A 6,319-nucleotide genomic window follows, 5' to 3' on the forward strand; every position below is an offset into this window, starting at 1 on the left:
ATAGATACCATTGAAGAGGCCAAGGCCCTTCTTTGGGAAGAACTCCCCTCTCCTCTGCCCGCGACCATCAAGGCGCTAGAGCTTTCACTTGAAGCTCATCAGGGCCAAACGAGAAAAAGTGGAGAGCCCTACATTGTTCACCCCATACTGGTTGCAGCGATCACGGCAAAGATCTCTAATGATGAAATGATGGTGCAGGCTGCACTTTTACATGATGTAGTGGAAGATACAAGTGCTACGATCGAAGAGCTGGAACGTGAATTCGGGGATGACGTCGCACATATGGTCGAAGGGCTGACCAAGATCGTCGAGATACGTGATGAAGAACTGGTCCCCTCCGGCTCAGACGAAAGGCTTATCAATTCGGCACTGACATTCCGAAAAATGCTTATCGCTTCGATCAAGGATGTGCGTGTGCTGGTCATTAAACTGTGTGACCGGCTGCACAATATGCTTACGCTGGATGCACTGAGTGCAGAGAAACAGAAACGTATTGCTGAAGAGACCATGGTCGTCTATGTTCCCATTGCACACAGGCTGGGTATCTCAAGGCTCAAGAATCATCTGGAAGATCTGAGCTTTTACTATATCTATCCCGAAGACTATCAAAAAATAGATATCTACATTAAAACCAATGCACAAAATCTAAAGATCAAGCTCAATACTTTCATACAAAAGATAAAAGAGATGATGGATAAAGATGGGTTTAAAGAGGGCGAGTATGAAATTATCGGAAGGGTAAAGCACTACTACTCTATCTATCTCAAGATGCACCGCAAAGGGGTAAGTATAGAAGAGGTACTCGATCTGCTGGCGGTCCGTGTGATCGTAAAAGAGCCTATTGATTGTTACAGGGTGCTCGGGCTGATGCATTTACAGTTCACCCCTCTGATTTCCAGATTTAAAGACTATATCGCGGTACCCAAGGAGAATGGATATAAAACGATTCATACCACCCTGTTCGATGAAGAGGGGATCGTAGAAGCACAGATACGGACCAGAGAGATGCACAGACTGGCAGAGTACGGGGTTGCTGCACACTGGAAATATAAGGACGGAGACAACAGTGTCAACCTGGAGTGGCTGGAGAGTCTGCATTATCAGAATGAATCGATCGAAGAGTTCTATGAATTGGCAAAATCGGATCTATTTTCTGAAGATATCACGGTCTTTTCGCCCAAAGGGGATTATTTCACGCTGCCTAAAGGGTCTGTCGCACTTGATTTTGCCTATGCGATCCACTCAGAAGTAGGCATCAATGCAACAGAAGCACTGGTGAACAAACAGAAGGCATCACTCTTGACCATTTTGAAGAACGGGGATATAGTGAAGATCGTGAAAGACAATAAACCGCACCTTCACTGCTCCTGGATCGATACGGTAAAGACATCAAAGGCCAAGGAGGGGATCAGAAGTTCCTGCAGGGCAAGGATCAAAGAGTCAGATACCTTGAGCGCCTACAATATTCTGGGTACGCTCTTCTCACAGGAGAGTATGGCAATGAAAGATCTGCTGGAACAGATGGACCACGCCGATGCTGTCTATAAAATACCGGTTCAGCTGGATTATTACAAAGAGACCATCCATAAGGTCGCAGACTATATGGGTACGAAAGAAGTACGTTTTTGGGAACTCCTGAAGAAAGGGTATAAAAAACCTTATATCAAAGCACTGGAGCACTTTACATTCTTTACCAACAAGCCAATAGACGGCGTAGAGTTTGATTACTGCTGCCATCCCAAGGTCGGCGACCAGATCGTTGCATTTTATAAGGGGAGTAAAGCTATTATACACCACAAATTGTGCAAGAAAGCCTATGAGAAGATCTTAGCGGGTGAACCGATGATCTATGTGAGTTGGAGCGGTTCCAGACTCTCGAGGTACAGACTCACGATAAGTCTTCAGAACCGAAAAGGTATCTTGGCGGATCTGCTGGCAAAACTTTCGACGCTCGATCTCAATATTTTGAGTATAGAACTGGGGATTCGAAATTCGGAACAGGCAGAATTCTGTCAAATAGAAGTAGAGAGCAGCGAGCCTAAGAAGCACGTGCTTGCAGAAAAAATTTCACAACAATTTAAACTCATAGAGATCATAAGTTTAGAAGACGCATATAACAAATAAATAGAGGAAACTGAGTATGGTAGAAAGAGCATTGGAAGAGATACGCAGAGGTACTGCAGAGATCATAGATATGGAACGTATTGAGAAGTTGGTTTCAAAATATTATGAGGACGGTACTACCTATACGGTCAAAGCAGGTTTTGACCCTACGGGGGCGGACCTTCATCTGGGGCATACGGTACTTCTTCAAAAGCTTAGAGTCTTTCAAAACCATGGGGCCAGAGTACAGCTTCTGATCGGTGATTTTACAGCAACGATCGGTGATCCCACAGGCAAGAGCGAAACAAGAAAAATTCTGGACAATGATACGATCATGGCCAATGCAAAAACGTACCAGGAGCAGGTGTTCAACATTCTGGACGAAGATAAGACGGATGTCGTATTCAACTCGACCTGGCTCAATAGACTGGGTGCTGCCGGGATGGTCGCATTGACCACCACCTTCAGTGTGGCTCGTATGCTGGAGCGTGATGATTTTACAAAACGTTTTAAAAATGAACAGAGTATCTCTATTTCAGAATTTTTATATCCGCTGCTGCAGGGATATGATTCTGTCGAACTCAAAAGCGATATCGAGATCGGCGGAACCGATCAGAAGTTCAACCTTTTGATGGGAAGACACCTTCAGCGAGTTTATAATACAGGCAAGGAGCAGGCAGTACTGATGATGCCTATCCTGGAAGGGCTTGACGGGGTACAGAAAATGAGCAAGTCCCTGAACAACTATATCGGGATCACGGAAGAACCTAACGATATCTATGCCAAGACACTTTCGGTCTCAGATGAACTGATGTGGCGTTATTATGAACTTTTGAGCGAAAGATCCCTGCAAGAGATCGCGGCGATGAAAGAGGATGTAGAAAAAGGTACACTGCATCCAAAAATAGCAAAAGAAAATTTGGCGCTTGAACTCGTTACAAGGTTTTATAATAAAGAGTTGGCTACACTAGCTAAAGAAGAGTTTGACAACGTTTTCAAGTCAAACCAGCTTCCAACAGATATGAATGAAGTAGAAGTAGAAGAGGGTATATGGATATGCAAGGCCTTGGTCGATGCAGGGATAGAACCTTCTACTTCCCAGGCGAGAAGAGACATTAAACAAAATGCGGTCAGTGTCAATCAGGAAAAGATCTCTGATGACAAGTTGAATCTTGCAGCCGGTGAATATATCTTACAGGTAGGGAAACGTAAATTTGCGAAAGTGAAGGTAGGATAATGCCATTTAAATCTTTTAAAATTGGAAAATATACCATCGAAAAACCGATCATTCAGGGTGGTATGGGTGTTGGTATATCTTGGGACCAGTTGGCAGGCAATGTTTCAAAAGAGGGTGGCCTGGGTGTTATCTCTGCCGTGGGAACCGGTGTCTATAAGAACAGAAAATTCCTTCATGACAAAGAGATGGTAGGAAAAGAGCACAGACCGTATGAAGCGATCAATTTTTACTCTTACCCTGCACTGAAGAAAATTTTTGAAAATGCAAGAAAGATATGCGGAGACAAGCCTTTGGCAGCCAATGTGCTTTATGCGCAAAGCGAGTACAACCGTGTGGTACAGGATGCCTGTAAGGCAGGAGCCAATATCATCATCACCGGTGCCGGACTGCCGCTGACGATGCCGGAAGCTACCAAAGATTATCCGGATGTGGCCTTGGTGCCTATCGTCTCTACGGCCAAAGCATTGAGGATTTTATGCCGCCGTTGGAAAAAGACACATGACAGACTGCCTGATGCTATCATTGTCGAAGGACCGCTCAGCGGAGGGCACCAGGGCTTTAAATATGAAGAGTGCTTCATGCCTGAAAATCAGTTGGAAGCGATACTGCCTCCTGTGGTAGAGGAGGCGAAGAACTGGGGTTCCATGCCTGTGATCGCCGCGGGTGGTATATGGGACCATGATGATATTGTGAGAATGATGGAACTGGGCGCGGATGCGGTACAAATGGGTACACGTTTCATAGGTACCGTAGAGTGTGATACCAGTCAGGTGATGAAAGATATTATTCTCCATGCCAAAAAAGAGGATATCAAACTCTTTAAATCTCCGGTAGGATATCCTGCACGCGGAGTAAAAACACAGCTGCATGAAGATATAGAAAAAGGTACGGCACCAAAAGTGGCATGTATCTCAAACTGTGTGGCGCCGTGCCATCGCGGTGAAGAAGCGAAGATCGTAGGGTACTGTATTGCAGACAGGCTTACGGATGCGTATGACGGAATCAAAGAGACGGGACTTTTCTTTACCGGGGCGAACGGGTATCGTCTTACGGAGATCATTACGGTCAAAGAGCTTATGGACAAATTGATGTATGGAGAAGATTACAAAGATCATGCCAATAATGAGTAGGCTATCTCTTTTAATGCTGCTGCTGAGTACACTACTTTTTCCCAGCGTTACTCAGATAGAAAAGGCACTGGTGAAAAAAGGGGAGCTCCGTCTTTTCTTTTCGAAGCCCTTCGATAAGAGGCATGTCACACATTTTACGCTGAACAATCCCCATAGAGAGATCTATGACTTTCAAAATACACGTATCGCACACAGTCGTGTACCGCTGGGTTTGGGACCACACGTGCGTTTGGCCCAGAACACGCCCAATACGGTCCGCGTGGTGATCACAGGTTATAAATCTACCAAACCGATCGCTTACCAGCCATTTTTTTCAAATAACAGCTATCACATTTCACTGCCCAAAGACAGCAGTCTGTTGCCTGCCGAACGGTACCAAAAACCTGAAACAGTGATACAACGCGCCAAACCGGTACGATCGAAAAAACATGATCTTATTGTGATAGATGCAGGGCATGGTGGTCATGACACCGGTGCAATAGGCGGCGGGAAAAGAGAGAAAGACTTGGTGCTTCAAATTGCCAAGAGACTGGAGAAACAACTTAAAAAGCGCGGCTATCCTGTACATATGACACGAAAGGATGACCGTTTTTTAAAGCTTCCGCAGCGTACAAAGATCGCAGACACAAAAAATGCTGTGGCATTCATCTCTGTTCATGCGAATTCTGTACCTAAAAGAAAACAGAATAAGGTACATGGTGTGGAAACCTTTTTCCTGCAAAACACAAGGGATGCAAGGTCTCAGCGTATTGCAGAGAGAGAAAACAAATCTGTACTGAAAGGGATGACCCAATTGAGCCGTAATGTGGTCCTTGATTCCGTGCTTTCAGGCCCGAAGATCGTTGAGTCCAATAAGCTGGCCATAGCGGTACAGAGCAGGATGATGACGAACCTGCATACAAGATACAAAGGTGTGAAAGACGGTGGGGTGAGGCATGCACCATTCTGGGTGCTCGTTGGGGCAAGCAGGCCCTCCATACTGGTGGAAGTAGGGTATATATCCCATCCCACAGAGCGAAAAAGACTTTTTATGCCGCGTTACCAGGAACTTATCGTGAAGGGTATCGCTGAAGGTGTAGATATGTATCTAGAGAACCGAAAAAGAGAAATTGATCTATGATCAAAAAATATATGCAGGGTAAAATAGGATCAAAAATGAGAAGAATACTGTGGGGGTTAGGTGCTTTGCTTGTCGTGGTAGGATGTGGCGGCCCGACTGTTGACAGGTCAGACAGTCTTGTGGTGATCGATGCGGGACACGGAGGATGTGATGCCGGTGCATCGTGCGACAGCAAGCTGGAGAAAGATCTGGTACTCCAGATCACCCAAAAGCTAAAAAATGCGTTCAGAAGTGAAGGGTACAGGGTACATCTTACACGCGGTGATGACAGATTCCTGACATTGGGACAACGTACAAGAATCGCAGACAAGAAAGATGCCAAGGTGTTCATCTCCATCCATGCGAATGCCATAGGGGATAAAAGCCGCTTTGATGTAGTCGAGGGGGTAGAGACCTACTATTTACAGAAAACGAGAGATGAAAAATCCCAACGTATCGCTGCAAGGGAAAATGCCTCTGTACTAATGGGAACAGACAAGCTGAGCCAAGATGTGATCATCGATGCCGTATTGAACGGTCCCAAGATCATACAGTCGCATAAACTTGCGATCGATGTACAGCAGCATATGATAAAACATTTAAACGGTACATACAGTGGTGTAAAAGACGGCGGGGTCAGGCCGGCACCGTTCTATGTCCTTGTAGGGGCCAGCAGACCCTCCATTCTGGTAGAAGTGGGGTACATCACCAACCCCAAAGAGCGAAAAAGACTCTTTACATCAGACTATC

5 protein-coding genes are annotated in these 6,319 nt (G+C 45.5%); all 5 read left to right on the forward strand.

Features of this window, described 5'->3' with window-relative positions; translation table 11 throughout:
• Positions 1-2,124 (forward strand): RelA/SpoT family protein (locus tag VIM88_RS06880; protein ID WP_331862150.1); only part of this gene is annotated, 2,124 nt, incomplete at its 5' end.
• 16 nt (positions 2,125-2,140) lie between these two features.
• Complete coding sequence (tyrS, locus tag VIM88_RS06885; RefSeq protein WP_331862151.1) at positions 2,141-3,340, forward strand: tyrosine--tRNA ligase; 1,200 nt, start codon at positions 2,141-2,143, stop codon at positions 3,338-3,340.
• Positions 3,340-4,470, forward strand: coding sequence for a nitronate monooxygenase (locus VIM88_RS06890; RefSeq protein WP_331862152.1), 1,131 nt, complete (start codon positions 3,340-3,342; stop codon positions 4,468-4,470). Before tyrS ends, VIM88_RS06890 begins: the two co-directional genes overlap by 1 nt.
• Complete coding sequence (locus tag VIM88_RS06895) at positions 4,463-5,590, forward strand: N-acetylmuramoyl-L-alanine amidase (RefSeq protein WP_331862153.1); 1,128 nt, start codon at positions 4,463-4,465, stop codon at positions 5,588-5,590. The genes VIM88_RS06890 and VIM88_RS06895 overlap by 8 nt, the downstream gene beginning before the upstream one ends.
• A gap of 35 nt (positions 5,591-5,625) precedes the next feature.
• Positions 5,626-6,319: N-acetylmuramoyl-L-alanine amidase (locus VIM88_RS06900; protein WP_331862154.1), on the forward strand; the 694-nt coding region annotated here is incomplete at its 3' end.

Source organism: Sulfurovum sp. (assembly GCF_036568385.1).
In the GTDB taxonomy this organism is placed as follows: Bacteria; Campylobacterota; Campylobacteria; order Campylobacterales; family Sulfurovaceae; genus Sulfurovum.

Coding starts and splice junctions, on each gene's coding strand:
- tyrS (WP_331862151.1), top strand. CDS start 2,141: ATGGTAGAAAGAGCATTGGAAGAGATACGCAGAGGTACTGCAGAGATC.
- VIM88_RS06890 (WP_331862152.1), top strand. CDS start 3,340: ATGCCATTTAAATCTTTTAAAATTGGAAAATATACCATCGAAAAACCG.
- VIM88_RS06895 (WP_331862153.1), top strand. CDS start 4,463: ATGAGTAGGCTATCTCTTTTAATGCTGCTGCTGAGTACACTACTTTTT.